16 protein-coding genes and 2 pseudogenes are annotated in these 17,656 nt (G+C 34.0%); all 18 read left to right on the top strand.

The features are described from left to right. Positions 1 to 28: 28 nt before the first annotated feature. Positions 29 to 958 (top strand): annotated as a pseudogene (locus HMPREF9625_RS02500) (type IV secretory system conjugative DNA transfer family protein); the annotation flags it as partial. Positions 959 to 1,055: 97 nt separating this feature from the next. After that, a complete protein-coding gene (locus HMPREF9625_RS02495; protein WP_009535431.1) occupies positions 1,056 to 2,918 on the top strand; it encodes a recombinase family protein in 1,863 nt (620 codons plus the stop codon). Positions 2,919 to 3,002: 84 nt separating this feature from the next. Next, positions 3,003 to 3,596: a TetR/AcrR family transcriptional regulator gene (locus tag HMPREF9625_RS02490; protein ID WP_009535430.1), complete on the top strand. Its 594-nt coding sequence runs from the start codon at positions 3,003 to 3,005 to the stop codon at positions 3,594 to 3,596. 19 nt (positions 3,597 to 3,615) lie between these two features. Then, the gene (locus tag HMPREF9625_RS02485; RefSeq protein WP_009525612.1) at positions 3,616 to 4,203 is read left to right on the top strand and encodes an MptD family putative ECF transporter S component; all 588 of its coding nucleotides are present in this window, start codon (positions 3,616 to 3,618) and stop codon (positions 4,201 to 4,203) included. 19 nt (positions 4,204 to 4,222) lie between these two features. Further along, positions 4,223 to 4,924 carry an energy-coupling factor transporter transmembrane component T gene (locus HMPREF9625_RS02480; protein WP_009529547.1) on the top strand — a complete coding sequence of 234 codons (702 nt, stop codon included), beginning with the start codon at positions 4,223 to 4,225 and terminating at the stop codon, positions 4,922 to 4,924. After that, positions 4,917 to 6,311: an ATP-binding cassette domain-containing protein gene (locus HMPREF9625_RS02475; protein WP_009535429.1), complete on the top strand. Its 1,395-nt coding sequence runs from the start codon at positions 4,917 to 4,919 to the stop codon at positions 6,309 to 6,311. The genes HMPREF9625_RS02480 and HMPREF9625_RS02475 overlap by 8 nt, the downstream gene beginning before the upstream one ends. A 24-nt stretch (positions 6,312 to 6,335) precedes the next feature. Further along, entirely contained in the window at positions 6,336 to 7,697 is a 1,362-nt protein-coding gene (locus HMPREF9625_RS02470; RefSeq protein ID WP_009535428.1) for an MATE family efflux transporter, read from the top strand. Between the two features lie 280 nt (positions 7,698 to 7,977). Then, the gene (locus tag HMPREF9625_RS02465; RefSeq protein WP_009531671.1) at positions 7,978 to 8,394 is read left to right on the top strand and encodes a sigma factor-like helix-turn-helix DNA-binding protein; all 417 of its coding nucleotides are present in this window, start codon (positions 7,978 to 7,980) and stop codon (positions 8,392 to 8,394) included. A gap of 86 nt (positions 8,395 to 8,480) precedes the next feature. Further along, on the top strand, positions 8,481 to 8,855 hold the full coding sequence (locus tag HMPREF9625_RS02460; protein WP_009531598.1) for a hypothetical protein: 375 nt from the start codon (positions 8,481 to 8,483) through the stop codon (positions 8,853 to 8,855). A 315-nt stretch (positions 8,856 to 9,170) separates the two neighbouring features. Further along, positions 9,171 to 10,811 carry a MobQ family relaxase gene (gene mobQ / locus HMPREF9625_RS02455; RefSeq protein WP_009535427.1) on the top strand — a complete coding sequence of 547 codons (1,641 nt, stop codon included), beginning with the start codon at positions 9,171 to 9,173 and terminating at the stop codon, positions 10,809 to 10,811. 80 nt (positions 10,812 to 10,891) lie between these two features. Continuing rightward, positions 10,892 to 11,605 carry a hypothetical protein gene (locus HMPREF9625_RS02450; RefSeq protein WP_009538391.1) on the top strand — a complete coding sequence of 238 codons (714 nt, stop codon included), beginning with the start codon at positions 10,892 to 10,894 and terminating at the stop codon, positions 11,603 to 11,605. 175 nt (positions 11,606 to 11,780) lie between these two features. After that, positions 11,781 to 12,896 (top strand): PDDEXK nuclease domain-containing protein, encoded by a 1,116-nt coding sequence (locus HMPREF9625_RS02445; RefSeq protein ID WP_009535425.1) that lies wholly within the window; start codon positions 11,781 to 11,783, stop codon positions 12,894 to 12,896. A gap of 88 nt (positions 12,897 to 12,984) precedes the next feature. Further along, positions 12,985 to 13,170, top strand: a complete 186-nt coding sequence (locus HMPREF9625_RS02440) for a transposon-encoded TnpW family protein (protein ID WP_009429691.1) — start codon at positions 12,985 to 12,987, stop codon at positions 13,168 to 13,170. Between the two features lie 11 nt (positions 13,171 to 13,181). Next, positions 13,182 to 13,991 (top strand): annotated as a pseudogene (locus tag HMPREF9625_RS02435) (VirD4-like conjugal transfer protein, CD1115 family); the annotation flags it as partial. A 255-nt stretch (positions 13,992 to 14,246) separates the two neighbouring features. Further along, a complete protein-coding gene (locus HMPREF9625_RS02430) occupies positions 14,247 to 15,488 on the top strand; it encodes a YkvI family membrane protein (RefSeq protein ID WP_009535423.1) in 1,242 nt (413 codons plus the stop codon). Positions 15,489 to 15,693: 205 nt separating this feature from the next. Continuing rightward, positions 15,694 to 16,308: a superoxide dismutase gene (locus HMPREF9625_RS02425; RefSeq protein ID WP_009535422.1), complete on the top strand. Its 615-nt coding sequence runs from the start codon at positions 15,694 to 15,696 to the stop codon at positions 16,306 to 16,308. Between the two features lie 233 nt (positions 16,309 to 16,541). Continuing rightward, on the top strand, positions 16,542 to 16,742 hold the full coding sequence (locus HMPREF9625_RS02420) for a hypothetical protein (protein WP_009535421.1): 201 nt from the start codon (positions 16,542 to 16,544) through the stop codon (positions 16,740 to 16,742). Between the two features lie 321 nt (positions 16,743 to 17,063). Then, positions 17,064 to 17,624, top strand: coding sequence for a hypothetical protein (locus HMPREF9625_RS10995; RefSeq protein ID WP_009535420.1), 561 nt, complete (start codon positions 17,064 to 17,066; stop codon positions 17,622 to 17,624). Positions 17,625 to 17,656 lie beyond the last annotated feature (32 nt).

Below are 17,656 nucleotides of genomic sequence, written 5' to 3'. Positions count from 1 at the left end.
AGGACTGTGTAAGGTGCAGGATAAGGCAATGTTTGCAAAGCAAAATATTCCCTATCTTGCATTTTTCTATTTAGGGAATATTTTTTCTCATCATATTAGAAGCTATACCGGCGGTGATGTGATAGATAAAATCTTGCAAGGATTATTGGAGCTTAACAGAATGAGCTTTTTCCCAAGTCTTTATCTTATTGACATTATCATGGGAATAGGGACGGCAGTTTTAATCAAATTTATTGTCTATACCAAAGGCAAAAATGCAAAAAAGTTTAGACAGGGGAAAGAGTACGGATCAGCTCGCTGGGGAAATAGGAAAGACATTGAGCCGTACATGGACGAAAAATTTCAAAACAATATATTGCTTACCAAAACAGAGAGATTAAGCATGAATGGAAGACCAAGCAATCCAAAGTATGCAAGAAATAAAAATGTTCTTGTGATTGGTGGATCAGGATCCGGGAAGACAAGGTTTTATGTTAAGCCTAATCTTATGCAAATGCATTCTTCCTATTGCGTAACAGACCCGAAAGGGACGATAGTTCTTGAGTGTGGTAAAATGCTGGAAGATAATGGGTATGAAATTCGGATCTTAAATACCATTAACTTCAAAAAGAGTATGAAATACAATCCTTTTAGCTATATCCATTCAGAAAAAGATATTCTGAAATTGGTGCAGACCATTATTGCCAATACCAAAGGGGAAGGAGAAAAGGCAGGGGAAGATTTCTGGGTGAAAGCCGAAAAGCTTTATTACACGGCTCTGATTGCCTATATCTACTATGAAGCGCCGAAAGAAGAAAAGAATTTTGCAACACTGCTGGACATGATAGATGCTTCAGAAGTCAGAGAAGACGATGAAAATTATAAGAATCCGATAGATAGGCTTTTTGAGGCATTGGAAAAGAAAGAACCAAGGCATTTTGCAGTGAAGCAATATAAGAAATATAAGCTTGCAGCCGGAGTTATAGAATTAAGAAGAACACTTTATCACTATTTTAGTGAAAGATGTTTTGCTTAATTCTTTTTTTATTGAAGAATTGGAGCGAAAGGAGGTAATCGTGAGGAACTACGAGAAAATAACCGCCTTGTATGAAAGGTTAAGCCGAGATGATGAACTACAAGGTGAGAGTAATTCTATCATGAATCAGAAGAAAATCTTGGAAGAATACGCAAAGAAAAATCATTTGGAGAACATCGTTCATTTTACCGATGACGGAATCAGCGGGACGCAGTTCGATCGTCCGGGATTTATGGCAATGATGAACGGAGTCAATCAAGGAAATATCGGTTGTATCATCGTAAAGGATATGAGTAGACTTGGCAGAGATTACCTCAAAGTCGGTCAATGTATGGAGATACTAAGACAAAAAGGAGTTAGGCTCATTGCCATTAACGACAATGTAGATAGCTTTTACAAAGACGATGATTTTACTCCTTTTCGAAACATTATGAATGAGTGGTATGCAAGAGATACCTCAAGGAAAATCAAGTCCACATTCAAAGCCAAAGGCGAAAGCGGAAAGCATACAGGAAGCAGTCCACCCTATGGATATATCAAAGACAAGGACGATAAAAATCAGTGGATTATCGACGAGAAAGCAGCAGAAGTTGTCCGAAGAATATTCCATCTGACAATGGACGGAAAAGGACCCTATGCCATAGCAAGGATATTGGAAGCCGATAAGATAGATATACCCGCCTATCATCAGCAGAAATTGGGATATGGACTACATCAAAGCAAAGTCTTTGAATATCCGTATCGTTGGTGCAGTTCCACGATTGCAAGTATCTTAAAGAAACAAGAATACTTAGGGCATACCGTCAACTTCAAAACCAGAAAGCATTTCAAAGATAAGAAAAGTAAATATGTATCTGAAGATAACTGGCTCATCTTTGAAAACACCCACGAACCGATTATCGACCAAGAAACCTTTGATAATGTGCAGAGAATACGAGGAAATGTGAAACGCTATCCTGACGGTTGGGGCGAATACCATCCCCTTACAGGACTGATGTATTGTGCGGATTGTGGCAGTAAAATGTATGTTCACAGAACGAGCAACTACAAGAATGTCCCCTATTATACTTGCAGTGCCTACACAAAAGTACCTTGTGGAACACTTTGCCCATCTGCTCACAGGATAAAAGCGGAAGTGGTCTTAAATCTCATTCAAAGCACCCTACAAGACATTAAGAAAAGCCTTGATGAAGATAACGAAGCCTTTCTCCGTTCCATTCAAAACGAAATGGAAGAAAGCGAAAAAATGGAAATGGAAAAGAAAAAGACAAGGCTCACAGATAGTAAAAACAGACTTCAGGAACTGGAACGCTTAATGTGTCGAATATACGAAGATATGATACTGGAGAAGATACCGAATACCCGATATGAAATCTTAAATAATCAGTATGAAACAGAGCAAAGAGAACTCAGCAAAGAAATCGATGGGTTGGAAAAAGCCATCAAGCGATACGAAAAAGAAACCGACAGAGCCAAGAAGTTTATCCGGTTGATTGAACGCTATGATAACTTTGACGAACTGACACCTACCATCATCAACGAGTTTGTAGAAAAAATCTTAATTCACGAACGAGATCGAAAAGGCAGTCAAACCGCCAATCAGAAAGTCGAAATCTACTTCAACTTTATCGGTAACTATGAACCGCCAAAAGAAGAATTGTCCGAAGAAGAAATGCAGAAATTAAGGGAGGAGGAAGAAAAAGAACGAGTAAGAAAAGACAGGCTTCATCAAAACTACCTCAAGCGTAAAGCAAACGGCAAGCAAAAAGAGTATGAGGATAGATATAAGGCAAGGCGAGAGGAGAAAAAACAGGAAAAGCTAAAGAGTTTGAAAAGAACAGGGATACCGGTAAGTGAATATATTAAAAACATTAAAAAAACAAAAATGATATACAATAGTTAGTTGACATTAACTATCATATAGCATATAATAAAAACCGACGACATTGTCGGTTTTTATTTGTTGAGTAGAAAAGAGGTCTTTATTTTGAAGGAAGAAAAACAAAAAGTAGGACAAATCAAAAAAAAGAAAATTAGAGAAGCTGCAAAAAAATGTTTTTTAACAAAAGGCTTTCAAAACACAACGATGGAAGATGTCATTACAGAGATAGGTATGAGTAGAGGGGGCGTTTATCATCATTATGCAAGTACAAATGAAATGCTTAAAGACTTAATGCTTGATGGTAATGATTACAGAAACAGCTTGATAAATGAGTATTTGGAAAATAATCTAGGCAAAGATAAATATCAGCAAATGGGTGATATTTTGGTTGATAAGTCACTGGCTGATACAGATTTGATGAGATTATATACGCTCCTTTTACAGGCAAAAAAATATAATGAGGATTTGGAAAAGTTGTATCAAGAATTGAAACTTAATACGACTAATGAGCTAAGTTTAATCGCCAAGCAGCTTGGAATTAAAGCAGATATATTTGGTGACGGTTTTTTAGTGAATTATATCAATGGATTGATATTAAGTTCAGAAATTTTAGGTGCGAGAAAGTCTTATAGCGAGCATAAACGATATATAAAAGAAACAATGATAAATTATATTGTTGATGTAGAAAAGAAAAATTAAAACAATTAGGAGGTTTCAAATGAGCAAACGATTAGAGGTAAAGGATTTAATCAATATAGGATTATTTTCCGTATTAGGATTCATATTTATGATGATTGGATCATTTTTAGCAATGGTTCCGGTTTTAATGCCGGTTGTCCCATTTGCACAGGGAGTTTTGGTAGGACCTGTAAATATGCTATATTCTACCAAGATTAAAAAAAGAGGAATGATTTTTATTCAATCATTATTGATTGCATTGATATATGTTGCTATGGGACATGGACCGTGGGCATTATTAACGGCTGTTATCGCCGGTATTATTGCTGAAATAATTTTGAAATCAGGAGAATATACCAATGTAAAGAAAGCAAGATTGGCATTTTCAATTGCTCCTCTTTGCACGTTAGGAAATTGGCTTCCAATTTTTATATCAAGAAATGAATATATTAAGCAAATGTTAGAACAAGGATACGATCAAGAGTTCATTGATAAGATGCTTAGTGTTATGCCAAATTGGATTATTGTTGTAATGGCAATAGTAGGAATTATCGGTGCATATATAGGTTGTAGCATTGGAATGGCATTTCTAAAAAAACACTTCAAAAAAACCGGTATGGAAAAATAAGATTTCATGGAGAGTTAGGATGATAATCAAACTTGATTTTCGTACAAAACTTTTTATGACGATAGTTCTTTCATATGTGATGGTATTAGGCAATATTCAAACAAAGTATTTCGTGCAAGCCATTTTAATATCTACAATTCCGATAATACTTTTAATTAACGCAAAATATATAAGAGTAGCTATTATTGGAGTGGCTACTCTTTTGTTTGTTTATGCTGCTGATAAATTTCTGATAGGGCTTAATTACAATCCTGTGGTTGCAATTTTATTGATAATAGTGATGGTTATTAAAAAAATTCTCCCCGCATTTTTGATGGGGAGATATACCATACTTACATCAAATGTTGGAGAAAGCATTTACTCATTAAAAAAAATGAAATGTCCAGATGAAATAGCCATTCCCTTGACGGTAATGGTACGTTTCTTTTATGCTGCAAGGATTGATTATAGTAATATAAAAAAAGCTATGCGTTTGAGAGGATTGACGCTTAAAAGGTTAATAAAGAGTCCAATTTTATTATTTGAATATAGATTAGTGCCATTATTGATGTGCTTATCAAAGGCAGCAGATGATTTGACGGTATCAGCTATGACGAAAGGGTTGGCTGTAAATCAAAAGAGAACAAGTATTAGTGAAACATATATGGGACTTGTTGACTTTATGTTTTTCTTAATAATGGCATGGATAATCTATCTATATATAAGGGGAAAATATGCTTGAATTACAAAATTTAACAGTGGGTTTTGACGGTGAAAGCATATTGAAAAATATAAATATGATTTTCAAACCCGGTGAAGTAACCGTCATTACAGGACATTCAGGAACAGGAAAAAGTAGCTTGCTAAAAGTTATCAATGGAATCATTCCGGAATACAATAATGCAGAATTAGAAGGAGATATTGTATTTAACGGAAAATCATTGTTTGGCTTGACAATATTGGAACGATCTAAATTTATATCTACAGTGTTTCAAAATCCTAAAACACAATTTTATTGTATCAATTCAACCGATGAACTGGCTTTTCAGTTGGAAAATAGAAACATAGACAAAGATTTGATTTTAGATAAAATTCAGTATTATTCAGCGGTTTTAGGTACAAAGGAATTATTAGATAGGAATATCTTTGAACTATCTGGAGGCGAAAAGCAGTTGATTGCAGTAACAGCTTGTGGGATTTCTGAAAATGAAATTATCTTGTTGGATGAACCCTCATCTTCCTTAGATCAGGTTGCAATAGAGCATTTACAGAATGCCATTATGGAACTGAAAAAAAGAAAGAAAATTATCATCATTGTGGAGCATAGATTGTTTTATCTGAAAGATATGCTTGATAAATTGTGTGTGATAGAAAATGGAACTTATAAAGAATACACAAAAGAGCAGTTTTGTGATGATTTCTTTGAACAGGTTTCTGAAAAACACAATCTAAGGAGTTTTAATGCGATTTCTAAAAACAATTTTTTAAGCAGGAAATATAAGCAAGTAGAAGTGTTAAAGAAAAATTCTTCAGATCTTGATTGTAAAGCATTGTCTTGTTTGAATTTCAAAAAAAAATATGAAAGAAAGGAAATCTTTGACTTCAGTATTGCCTTTGAATCCGGTATCAATTTCATCATTGGTCAAAATGGTGTTGGGAAAAGCACTTTTATCAATTTGCTGATGGGGCTGACAAGAGGAACAGGAGAGGTGTTTTATAACGGAGTAAAAGTAAAAAAACGATGTGAAAATATTTTTGCGATTATGCAAGATGTTAATTATCAACTTTTTACAGAATCTGTATGGCAAGAAATTTCAACTATTACTAAAGAGGATGAATTAAAAAATGAAATTTTGAGGATGGTAGACTTATTTGATAAAAAAGAAATGCACCCAAATTCATTATCAGGAGGTGAAAAACAACGATTATTACTTGCTATGTCAATGCTGAGCAGGAAGCCCATCGTAATTTTCGATGAACCGACAAGCGGACTATGTAAAAGGCAGATGGATATTTTGATTGTATTTCTTAATAAAATGACCGAACAAGGAAAGATAATTATCATAATCACACACGATTATGAATTTATAGATAGATGTAACGGAAAAGTATATGAGTTTGTGAAATAAATATAGGTAAAGGAGAATGATACGATGAAAGAAGATATGAAAACACAACTATTAACAAAAAGTCCTAAAGAACTGTTATTTAAGTTGGCAATTCCCGGAATAATCGGGATGATTGTCATAGGATTGTATCCATTTATGGATGGTGTGTTTGCAGGATGGCTCATTGGTGATTATGCTATGTCAGCCATTAGTGTATCCATGTCTTTAACAATAATCAATGGTGGAATATCGGCATTGATTGGCGTTGGAAGTGCCTCAATATTATCAAGAGCAATCGGAAAGGGCGATAAAGAAACGACAGATAAAATATTCGGGAATTTTTGTTACTGGGTAATATTTTTCTCTGTAATTATCACAATATTTGGCTTGATTTTTGCACCTCATTTTTTAGATTTGGTAGGTGCTAAAGGAAATATTAAAGAACTCGGTGTGAGATATTTAAGAGTAGTTTTCTTTGGCTCTATATTTGTGAATTTTGCTCAAGCGGGAAATATGACAATGCGTGGCGAAGGTGCATTAAAGCAATCTATGATGATTATGGGAGCGGGAGCTATATTAAACATTATTTTAGATCCTATTTTTATGAAGTTGATGGGTGAATATGCGATTGAAGGTGCAGCTATTGCCACTGTTATATCTCAAATTGTACAAGCAATATTGACATTCCACTATTTTTCAAAGAAAAGTGCTTTTGTGGGTATCCATAAAATTCAAAAATACAAGGCAATTTATAGCGAAATGTTTAGTATAGGAAGTTCGGCAATGATGATGCAAATTTTATTTGCAGTACAGCAAACATTTTTGTTTAAGCAAGCCTTTGCGTATGGAGGAGATGATTGGGGAATTTTGATGTCTGCTACAATGCGATTATATATGTTTTCCTTTATTCCACTGTGGGGTATGAGTCAAGGCTTACAACCTGTTATTGGAGCTAATTTCGGAGCAAAACAATACGGAAGAGTAAAAGATACGATGAAGATTTTTATGTATGGTGCAACAATTCTTGCAGCAGCTTCATGGATACCATCAATGTTTTGTTCAGAAAAATTACTATCATTATTCAGTGTGAGAAGGGAGATTATTGAAGTTGGTGTTGTAAATTTTAAGATGTTTTATTCTACATTCATCTTATATGGAATTATGATTATGACACTTACATTTTTCCAATCCATAGGAGATGGAAAAAAAGCAGGCATGATTGTAATGCTTAGACAGTTAGTTTTATTTATTCCTGCAATATTACTATTTCCAAAGGTGTTTGGAGCGTCAGCAGTTTGGTGGACAGAACCTATCGTAGACTTTAGTATGATTATGTTAGGACTGTTTTTAATGCTTAATGGACTTAGGAAGATGGGAAAACAACAAATTACAAACAGTTTTAGGTAGCTTAAAAGACAAAAATAAAAAATTAGAAAGGTTTGATGTATGAATATTGTTTAACTATAAGGGATGGGTGATTAAAATGGAAAAATCTTTATATACAAAAGAAATAGATAACAAAAATTTCTATTTGCCTTATAGTTGTCTATTCTCTCAAACAATTAAATACATCTAAAGAAAAGGTAAACTCTTTTCAATTCGGAGGACATTTTACGCCAAAGTGTAGAAGTCCTCCTTTTTTATTCTCAAAAAGCAAAATCAGAGAACAGAAAAGGAGGAATACACAATGGATAAAAAGGATTACTACCTTTATGTCAAAGGAAAAGCGGTTAAGGTCAGTGAAGAAGTATATAAAGCCTATTGGAAGATAACGGAGCATGAAAAATATCTTCAGAGAAAGGATTGGAAGTATGGAGTGATTCCATTTTCAACACTGGATTATGACGGACACTTTGTAGACAATATCATAGATGAAAGAGTAGACTTAGAAAAAATTGTAGAAGTCAAAATGCAAATTGAAGAATTAAACAAGGCATTAGCTACACTCACAAAAAAAGAAAGAGAGCTGATAGAAGCCATCTTCTATAAAGAAGAAAGTCTCAGGTCGATTGGCAAAAAAGAAAAAGTAAGCTATCAAGCAATCGGAAAAAGGAGGGATAAGATTTTAGAAAAACTAAGAAAACTTTTAGAAGATAAATTCTAAAAAATGCTGAAAGGTTAAGTATCAAAGAAAGGTACTTAGCCTTTCTTTGTTTGGAACACAACAATATTGAAATGGAGGAATGAAAAATGAAAGAGTTAGAAAATGTAATGAGCCAGTTGGAAAAAGAAACTAAGAAAAAAGAACAGGCGGAAAACAAAATCAAGCAACTAAGACAAAAGAAATCACAGCTAAAAAGAAAGGCGGACACGAAACGAAAAGTAGAAAAAGGTGGAGTATTTGAAGCCTTTGAAAGAGAAATTACAGGTATGCAAGAAGATACAAATAACGATTTAATCTATGCCTTTTTAGATTATGTACTTTCCGATAATCGAAATAGAGAAAAGCTAAAAGAACTTACAGAAATTCATTTAAGAAAAAAAGAAATCTCCTTAGAAGAAAATTCAAATCATGGAGAAGAAAACGGAAATGATGATTTTGAAGAACCGACTGATGAAGAATAAGAAAAACAGAAAATGTATTAGGAATTGAGATGGAGCAAAGTGAGAAACATTTTAACACTTTGCTTTTTTGTGGATTTGAAAAATCTACAAAAAGCAAAGTTCACAGGGGTTTAAGGGGGAGTAGCCCCCTTGAACAAATAAAAATGCTTTAGCGTTTTTGTTTCCTTAGCGGAGCTATAAGCTTTCCGCAGGAACGCAAAGCACCGTAGTCAAACGGTGTATCTTTGCGCCCTTTGAAAAAGGGAGCGAAGATACTACCTGAACATTAGGATAGTAAAATTCCAAAATTGAAAACAGATAAAGGAGAAAAAGACAATGGAAATCAAAAGTTTGCATACCCATGTAGATATTGTTACAAGGTCAAAGGGACATAGCGTAATTGCAAAAGCTGCATATAATGCAAGAGATAAATTACAAGATGAATACTATGGAAAAACACATGACTATTCTAAAAAAGAAGACCTTGTATTTTCAAAAATCTTTCTGCCGGAACATATCCCAAAAGAGTTTTCAAACAGAGAATACCTATGGAATAGTGTTGAAAAAATCGAAAAAAGTAAAAACTCACAACTTGCAAGAAATCTACTCTTTACACTTCCAAGAGAATTAAGTGAGGAAGATAGGATAAAGTTAATCAGTGAATTTATAGAAGAAAACTTTACTTCTAAAGGTATGATAGCAGACTGTAATATTCATAATCCTATGGCAAGCGATCATGAAGAACAACCACACGCCCATATATTACTTACCCTAAGAGAAATTGATAGTGAGGGAAAATGGAAACCGAAATGCAGAAAAGAATATATCCTTGATGAAAACGGAGAAAAGATAAAACTGAAAAGCGGAAACTATAAATCAAGAAAAGTAAATCTGAATGATTGGAACGAACCGGACAAAGCAAAAGAGTGGAGAGAAAACTTTTCAAAGAAAGCAAACGAATATTTAGCAAGGAACAACATAGATAAAAGGATAGATCCACGCACCTTTGAAGAACAAGGTAGAGAAGAACTCCCGCAAATCCATTTAGGAACAAGCAGCTACCAAATGGAGAAAAAAGGCATACAGACAGAAAGAGGAAATCAAAACAGAAAAATCATTGCCTTGAACTTAGAATTTAAGAAGTTAAAAGCAGAACTATCAAAACTTACATCTTGGATAGGTTCGTTACTTGGGAGTCTGCAAGTAAAATATTATGAATACAAACAGGAGAAGAAAGAAGAATATGAGAACAAAGCGGAACTCTTTAATCTCTATGAGTACATTTCCATCTATTACGATATACAGGGAGAAAAAGCAAGAAAGCTAAACCCCTATGCAAGCAATAAAAAGATAGGTACAGACCTAAGACGATTTTCAAAAGCAAGGATATATCTAAAGGACAATAACCTTAAAACCATAGCAGACCTACAAGAAAAGATAAGCACATTACAATCCAAAAATAAAAAGATTAGTCAAGATATTAAGGTAAAAACCGCAAGGATAGAAAGCTTAAATAAATGCTTTGCCTATGCGGACATCATCAAGGATAACAAACAAGTCTTTGAAGAATGGAACAGTAAATCTCTATTCAAAGATAGTTTTTACAATTCTCATAAAGATGAAATTGACAAGTACAAAAGAGCAAGGGCAATTCTTGAAAAGATAACAGGCTTATCGGCTATCAAGATAAAGGACTGGCAAAAAGAAATCCAAAGTCTTGAAAGTGAAATATTAAAACTCAATATACAATCTCAAAAAGTCAAAGAAGAATACGAAAGTATCAATCATATCAAGTATGCCGTAAAAACCGTCAATGAAGATTATGGCATAGACTTATCTATTGAGATTGACAAGGCAATCAAGCGAGGAGAAAAACCGAGTGTCATTGCTCAGATTAAGAAGTATCAGGAGCAACAGGAAGCTTATGAAAAACGAAAGGAGAACACAAAGGACTATTACAGGAAAGAGGAAAGATGAAGCCCCGAAATGGGATAACATCAAAAACGAAGGGTGTCGTAAATCACGACATCCTTAAAAAACTAAGAGAGGAGAGAAAAATGGCAGATAAAAGAATGTTTTCACTAAAGATAGTGGATAGCGACTTATTTTTAGACATGCCTTTAAGTAGTCAATGCCTATATTTTCATCTATCAATGAGGGCAGATGATGACGGCTTTGTAAATAACCCTAAGAAAATCATCAAGATTATCGGAGCGAATGAAGATGACCTGAAAATACTTATTGCCAAAGGCTTTGTGATTATCTTTGAACAAGGAATCATCGTCATTACCCATTGGAAAATCAATAACTTTATCCGTAAAGACAGGTATAAACCGACCTTATATGAAAATGAGGTGCAGAGCCTATCCCAAACTAAAAACGGAATGTATATCAAAGAGGTTGGTTGTCATTTGGTTGACCAAAGGTTGACAAGTGGTCAACCCAGTATAGATAAGGGTAGATTAGATAAGGTTAGTATAGAAAAGGGGAGAGTAGAAAGTACCCCGCCCCCCAATTCAAAAACCTATGGAGAATATAAAAATATCCGATTAACCGAAGAAGAATACCGAAAGCTGAAAGATAAGCTGCAAGGTCATACCGATATGATGATTGGAAAGCTTTCAAGATATATCAAGAGTACCGGAAAGACCTATCAAGACCACTATGTAACTATCCTTAACTGGTATGAGCAAGACAAGGATAAACTATCACAGAAAAAGACCGGCAAGATTCCAACTTTTGAAGATTATGACAAGGGGGAACATTTATAGCTATCATATAAGGCGGTGTAAAGGCATTTTTAGAGCGTTAAGACTAAAAAAGGTATCAAAGTATGCCTAAGATAAAAATTAAGCTTTAAAACTCAACTTGAAGGAAATTAGAAGATGAAAAATATTGATAAGTTTGGTATAATTAAATATTATTATGAGTGAGGAGGTATGACCTTTGGATAATAAAGAGCTGTCTATCACAAGTGATAGTGAGTATAAAAAGCTATTGTCAGAGTTAAAAGAGAAAGTAAGAAGTAGCCAACTTAAAGCTGCAATAAAGGTAAATTATGAGTTGTTAGATTTATATTGGACTTTGGGAGAATACATTGTAAAAAATCAAGAACAACATTCATGGGGAGATGCCTTTATAAAATCGTTAGCTAAAGATTTACAAAAAGAATTTCCTGATATGAAAGGTTTTTCTGAAACAAATATTAAGTATATCAGAAGATGGTATTCATTTTATATAAAAGGGCTACAAGGTGTAGCCGAAATAGAAAATAACGACAGCAATTCAAAAGGACTACAGCCTGTAGCCCAATTTGATGAAAGAGTTATCAACCATATTAAACAGATACCTTGGGGACATAATCAAAGGATAATAAATAAGTGCAAGACCATTGATGAAGCCATATATTATGTTGATAAAACTATTGAGAACGGATGGAGTAGGAATGTACTTGTACATCAAATTGAAAGTGGATTATATGGCAGGGAAGGAAAATCTATAACAAACTTTGAAAAAAGGTTACCCGCTCTGCAATCAGATCTTGCAAGACAGACATTAAAAGATCCATATAATTTTGATTTTCTTACCATTCGTGAAGGATATGATGAAAGGGAACTTCAAAAAGAACTGGTTGACAAGATTTCTGATTTTTTACTTGAACTTGGCGAGGGATTTGCCTACATAGGCAAAGAATATCACATAAATATAAATGGGGATGATTTTTATATTGATTTACTGTTTTACAATTTGAAACTCCATTCTTACATTGTTATAGAACTGAAAGCGGAGAAGTTTAAGCCGGAACATTTAGGACAGCTTAATTTCTATGTAACAGCAGTGAATAGAGAGCTAAAAACTGATAGAGATAATGCTACGATTGGACTTCTTATTTGCAAAGATAAAAACGATGTCGTTTGTGAATACTCATTAGAACAAATATCGCAACCTATAGGTATCAGCAAATATGAGATTACTAAATTACTTGAAGCAGAATATAAGAGCAGTTTGCCGAGTATTGAAGAAATAGAGAAAAAGATCAAAGAAATAGATACGGATAATTAAAAAGATCAAAGAAATGAATAAATATTGGCTAATGACGATTGGAAAAAATCACTAATCGTCATTTTTTATTGCAAAGAAAGGAGAAAATATGCAAGAAAAAAGAAATGAACAAACTACAGGAACAAAGACGATAAAGAAGATTGGAAAGACCACTTATGAGGTGATTGTCCATTTTAATGATAAAAGCAGTGAAACTATGCAAGATAAACTAAAAAGGATAATGTTGAGGGAATTTCGGAGAAAATCGGACGAAAAAAAAGATGATTTTGATTAAAAAGTCCTTGACAAGTAGCAACAGGAAAAACAGCAAAGTCCATTCTTATCTCTTGTGGAGCAAGACTTGCCCCCTTCGATATTCAAGAACTAAGGGACTTAATGAGCGAAGATGAATTGGAGCTGGATTGCATTGGAGATAGAAAAACAGCACTATTTGTCATTATCTCTGATACAGATGATACCTTTAACTTTGTGGTTTCAATTATGTACTCTCAGCTTTTTAATCTTCTATGTGACAAGGCAGATGATGTCTATGGAGGACGATTACCTGTTCATGTCAGGTTTCTCCTAGATGAGTTTGCAAATATCGGCTTAATCCCAAAGTTTGAGAAGCTTATAGCCACAATTCGTTCCAGAGAAATTTCTGCAAGTATTATTCTACAGGCACAATCTCAGCTGAAAGCTATTTACAAGGATAATGCGGATACGATTATTGGAAACTGCGATAGTACTTTATTCCTGGGAGGGAAGGAAAAGACTACATTAAAAGAACTTTCAGAAACTTTGGGAAAGGAAACTATTGACTTATACAATATCTCGGAAACCAAGTCCAATCAGAACAGCTTTGCCATGAACTATCAAAAGACCGGAAAAGATCTAATGAGCCAAGACGAGATAACAGTGATGGACGGTGGAAAATGTATCTTTCAGCTTAGAGGTGTCAGACCTTTTTTCTCGGATAAGTATGATATAACAAAGCATAAAAACTATAGCTTATTAGAGGACTATGATAAGAAAAATAGGTTTGACGTGGAAAACTATATTAATAGGAGAGGGGAGGCTAGACTAAATAGAGAGATATCTGTTATAAGACTGTGATTTTGATTAATACAATAGGAATGGAACAGAAAACGAAGCAAGATCATAATGCCTTATCTCGCTTTGTTTGTTCTTTTCGATGTATTGATGAGATTATTTTTTCTAGATGTTTTGTTGATGCCTTTTATAAGAGATGTGGAGTAATAGTTTGGAAGTATTTTAGAATATGTATTCTAATTTTGACATAGATATAGATATTATGTATGCTTAATACATAAATTATGGTTTGTATTTATAAAGGTAAGGAGATAAAAGGTGTTAAAAAGAATTTTAAATATATCATTGGCTTATGTGGGAGTTGTTATTGGAGCCGGATTATCTTCCGGACAAGATTTGATGCAATACTTCGTTAGCTTTGGTAAGTGGGGGATTATAGGAACCATAGTTCTTGGTATCATAAGTGTAGTTTTTGGCAAAATCATCATTACATTAGGAAGCTATTATCGATCTAATGATCACTTTGAAGTTTTATCTCAAATTGCAGGACCGATTACGAATAAAATTCTTGATATTGCTTTAATCATTTCCTGCTTTGTAGTTGGATTTGTCATGATTGCAGGCGCAGGATCAAACCTTAATCAGCAGTTTGGCCTGCCATTCTGGGCAGGAGGATTGATATGTGCTGCTTTAGTAATCCTTGTGAGCTTTCTTGATTTTGACAAGATTACAAGTGTGCTCGGGATATTTACTCCTTTAGTATTTGTGATGATTATAATCATAGCATTTTATACTTTCATTGGTAAAAGCTTTGACTTTGAAGAATTAGAAGCTATTTCAGCTACTATTCCTTCCCCGATGCCAAATGTATGGGTTTCTTTATTAAACTATTTTGCACTCACTGCTATGACGGGTGTGTCTATGGCTTTTGTATTAGGTGGATCCATTATGAGAATTGGAGTTGCCGAAAAAAGTGGTCTTTTAGGTGGATTCGTAGTTAGTATAATTATTACTGTTGCTACCTGTATTTTATATGCAAATGTTAAGCTCGTTTCCACTGTTGATATTCCTATGCTAGCGATTGCAGAACAGATTCACCCGGTATTTTCACTGGTATATGCTCTTACTATTTTTGGTCTTATATTTAATACCGCCTTCAGTTTATTCTATGCCTTAGCAAAACGCTTTTCTTCCGATAAGCCCAAGCGTTTCTATCCTATTCTGATTGGTGCAGTAGTGATAGGTTATGGATTATCCTTTATGGGCTTTAAATCGTTAGTATCTGTTATGTATCCGCTTTTAGGATATATTGGCTTTTTAATGTTATTTATCTTAGCTATTGCATGGGTAAAAGAAAGGTCAAATATAAAAGGGGAGAAGCACCTGAGACGGAAAATGATTCAACTTATCACTAAAAAGTATGATGACAATCAAGAATATACCAAGGGGGATAGAGAAGAATTTCATCAGCTGGGCGAAGATTCAATTGTTGATACGCAGAGTATTAAGAGTGATATTAAGGATCTTGTTAAAGAAAAATTTAACGATAATACAAGATAAATGATGGATAGTTTTGTGTATTGAGGATAGTTTTTTCTTAGATTAATGTAATGTTCATACACTTTGCCCATAAACTTTGTTATACTAGAATCATAAATTAGTTTTTTCATACCGTAGTAATAGCCAAGGAGAAATAGAACTTGACTTAAATCTACAATATGAGAAAAAGAACACTTGAGTGATTGAGACATCTAAAGGAGGATTTATGTTTGAACAGGTAAAATTAGGCTATGCTTTTGATGCTTTGGAGCCCCACATTGATACATTAACTATGGAGACTCATTATGGAAAACACCATGCAGCATATACGAAGAACTTTAATGAAGCAGTGGATAAAGCAGGTCTTAGCGATAAATCTGTAGAAGAGATTCTATCTTCTCTATCTTCTGTATCTGATGAAGCCTTAAGAAACACTTTACAGAACAATGGTGGCGGGTATTACAACCATAATTTGTATTTTTCTATTCTGAGTCCGAAGAAAGACACAAAACCCAGTCCGGCCTTGGAAGAAGCTATTAAGAGGGATTTCGGTTCTCTTGATAAGCTGATAGAGACTTTGCAGAATCTGGCTTTAGGACAGTTTGGATCAGGTTGGGCATTCCTTTCTGTGGATCAGGAAGGAAAGCTGTATGCCACAAAGGCGGCAAATCAGAATAATCCCTTTATGGAAGAGGGAAAGCATAGCCCAATATTAGCTTTAGATGTATGGGAACATGCCTATTATTTAAAGTATAAGAATTTAAGAGGAGATTATATAAAGAATTTCTTTGAAGTTTTGGATTGGGAGAAGGTAAGCAAAAATTACGAAAATAGCAGATAAGATTCAATTGGACTGCGTTATCAAATTGTTCAACGTTTGCAACAAAAGTTTGGAATTCAGTTTGTTCTACAACAGTTAGTGCAGGTGTTCCAAACACTCCAACAGCTACAGTTCAAAGTATAAAATCTTATAATAATTTGTATTCTACTGGGGTAGGCATTCCATATTTTGGAACTGTATATTATGGAAATCCTCCTGTAGCAAGTTCAGTTTATTAAGCAGGAGAATATTATATGAAATTAAAAGTTGTAGCAAAAGTTTTCGGTTCTTTGATTCCTGTTATTATTGGGTCATATTTGTTAGTTAAAGATTATATAGCAAGGGCAAATCATCCTGAGTGGAGTGTTTCACCAATTGTAATGTGGGTGAAATTTGGCGTAGGTTTGATTGTTAGCATCATCTTGCTCTTTGTTGTTTTTAGACAAAAGAATTAAACAGTTTTTGTGTTTTAAAATAATACAAATAGAAAAAATAAAGTTAAAAGCTATATTATAGCGTAGCGACTAAGATTGCACTCTTAGTCGCTTTTTTATTTCCAGTAAACATCGCTCGCAAAACGTACGGTATTTCATGGGAAAGGAGAATTTTTAAATAATGGTAGAATAAAGATGGAATAACAAAAACTAAACAACTTATAAATTTGATACATTTATATCAATGTGTTACTATAATTCAAAAGGAATAACTTGTGTTACTTAGAAAATTAGTTGCAGTTGAATACCAGAATATTATAAATAATATATAAGGAGATTAACATGAAGAAAAAATTAGCTTTATTATTATGCACAAGTTTATCATTAACACTTTTTGCTTGCAGAGGGAATAACTCACATGCAAACTCTGCTACATCAAACATAGCTTCAGCAAAAAATAGCGGTTCATCAGAAAATGATATTTCCAGTGTTAAACTTGCCGAGCTCTTAGAACAAATGTGTAGAGATACCAAGGTTCCTGCTCATGAGATTTTTGAGTTAAATAAGGAGAACTTTGAATTATACAGCTTTATCAAGTGGACAGATGGCCTAGAGGCTGCTTGCTCAGAGGGACAGATATCTACTGATGCACATTCATTGGTGCTTATCAGGGCAAATGGAACTGATACCAAGGCTATGGCAGAAGCAATTGCTGCTAAGGCCGATCCAAGAAAATGGATCTGTGTAGGGGCGGAAATAAGTAAGGTATTGTATACGAACAACTATGTTCTTATGGTGATGACCTATAAGGATGCCTATGAAGGAATTAAGGAAAATTTTGAAAAGATAATAGGTGAAGAAGCTAAGGTTGTTGAGATGAAGAATTCCGGAAATCTTGGATAATGAAAGAGTAGAATTTTAAAAATAGTTGATGA

It is taken from the genome of Oribacterium parvum ACB1 (genome assembly GCF_000238055.2).
GTDB classification, from domain to species: domain Bacteria; phylum Bacillota; class Clostridia; order Lachnospirales; family Lachnospiraceae; genus Oribacterium; species Oribacterium parvum.
Note: the sequence above shows the minus strand (reverse complement) of the source record. Positions and strands in the feature narration are given on the sequence as shown.

Coding starts and splice junctions, on each gene's coding strand:
- HMPREF9625_RS02485 (WP_009525612.1), top strand. CDS start 3,616: ATGAGCAAACGATTAGAGGTAAAGGATTTAATCAATATAGGATTATTT.
- HMPREF9625_RS02480 (WP_009529547.1), top strand. CDS start 4,223: ATGATAATCAAACTTGATTTTCGTACAAAACTTTTTATGACGATAGTT.
- HMPREF9625_RS02475 (WP_009535429.1), top strand. CDS start 4,917: ATGCTTGAATTACAAAATTTAACAGTGGGTTTTGACGGTGAAAGCATA.
- HMPREF9625_RS02470 (WP_009535428.1), top strand. CDS start 6,336: ATGAAAGAAGATATGAAAACACAACTATTAACAAAAAGTCCTAAAGAA.
- HMPREF9625_RS02465 (WP_009531671.1), top strand. CDS start 7,978: ATGGATAAAAAGGATTACTACCTTTATGTCAAAGGAAAAGCGGTTAAG.
- HMPREF9625_RS02460 (WP_009531598.1), top strand. CDS start 8,481: ATGAAAGAGTTAGAAAATGTAATGAGCCAGTTGGAAAAAGAAACTAAG.
- mobQ (WP_009535427.1), top strand. CDS start 9,171: ATGGAAATCAAAAGTTTGCATACCCATGTAGATATTGTTACAAGGTCA.
- HMPREF9625_RS02450 (WP_009538391.1), top strand. CDS start 10,892: ATGGCAGATAAAAGAATGTTTTCACTAAAGATAGTGGATAGCGACTTA.
- HMPREF9625_RS02440 (WP_009429691.1), top strand. CDS start 12,985: ATGCAAGAAAAAAGAAATGAACAAACTACAGGAACAAAGACGATAAAG.
- HMPREF9625_RS02425 (WP_009535422.1), top strand. CDS start 15,694: ATGTTTGAACAGGTAAAATTAGGCTATGCTTTTGATGCTTTGGAGCCC.
- HMPREF9625_RS02420 (WP_009535421.1), top strand. CDS start 16,542: ATGAAATTAAAAGTTGTAGCAAAAGTTTTCGGTTCTTTGATTCCTGTT.
- HMPREF9625_RS10995 (WP_009535420.1), top strand. CDS start 17,064: ATGAAGAAAAAATTAGCTTTATTATTATGCACAAGTTTATCATTAACA.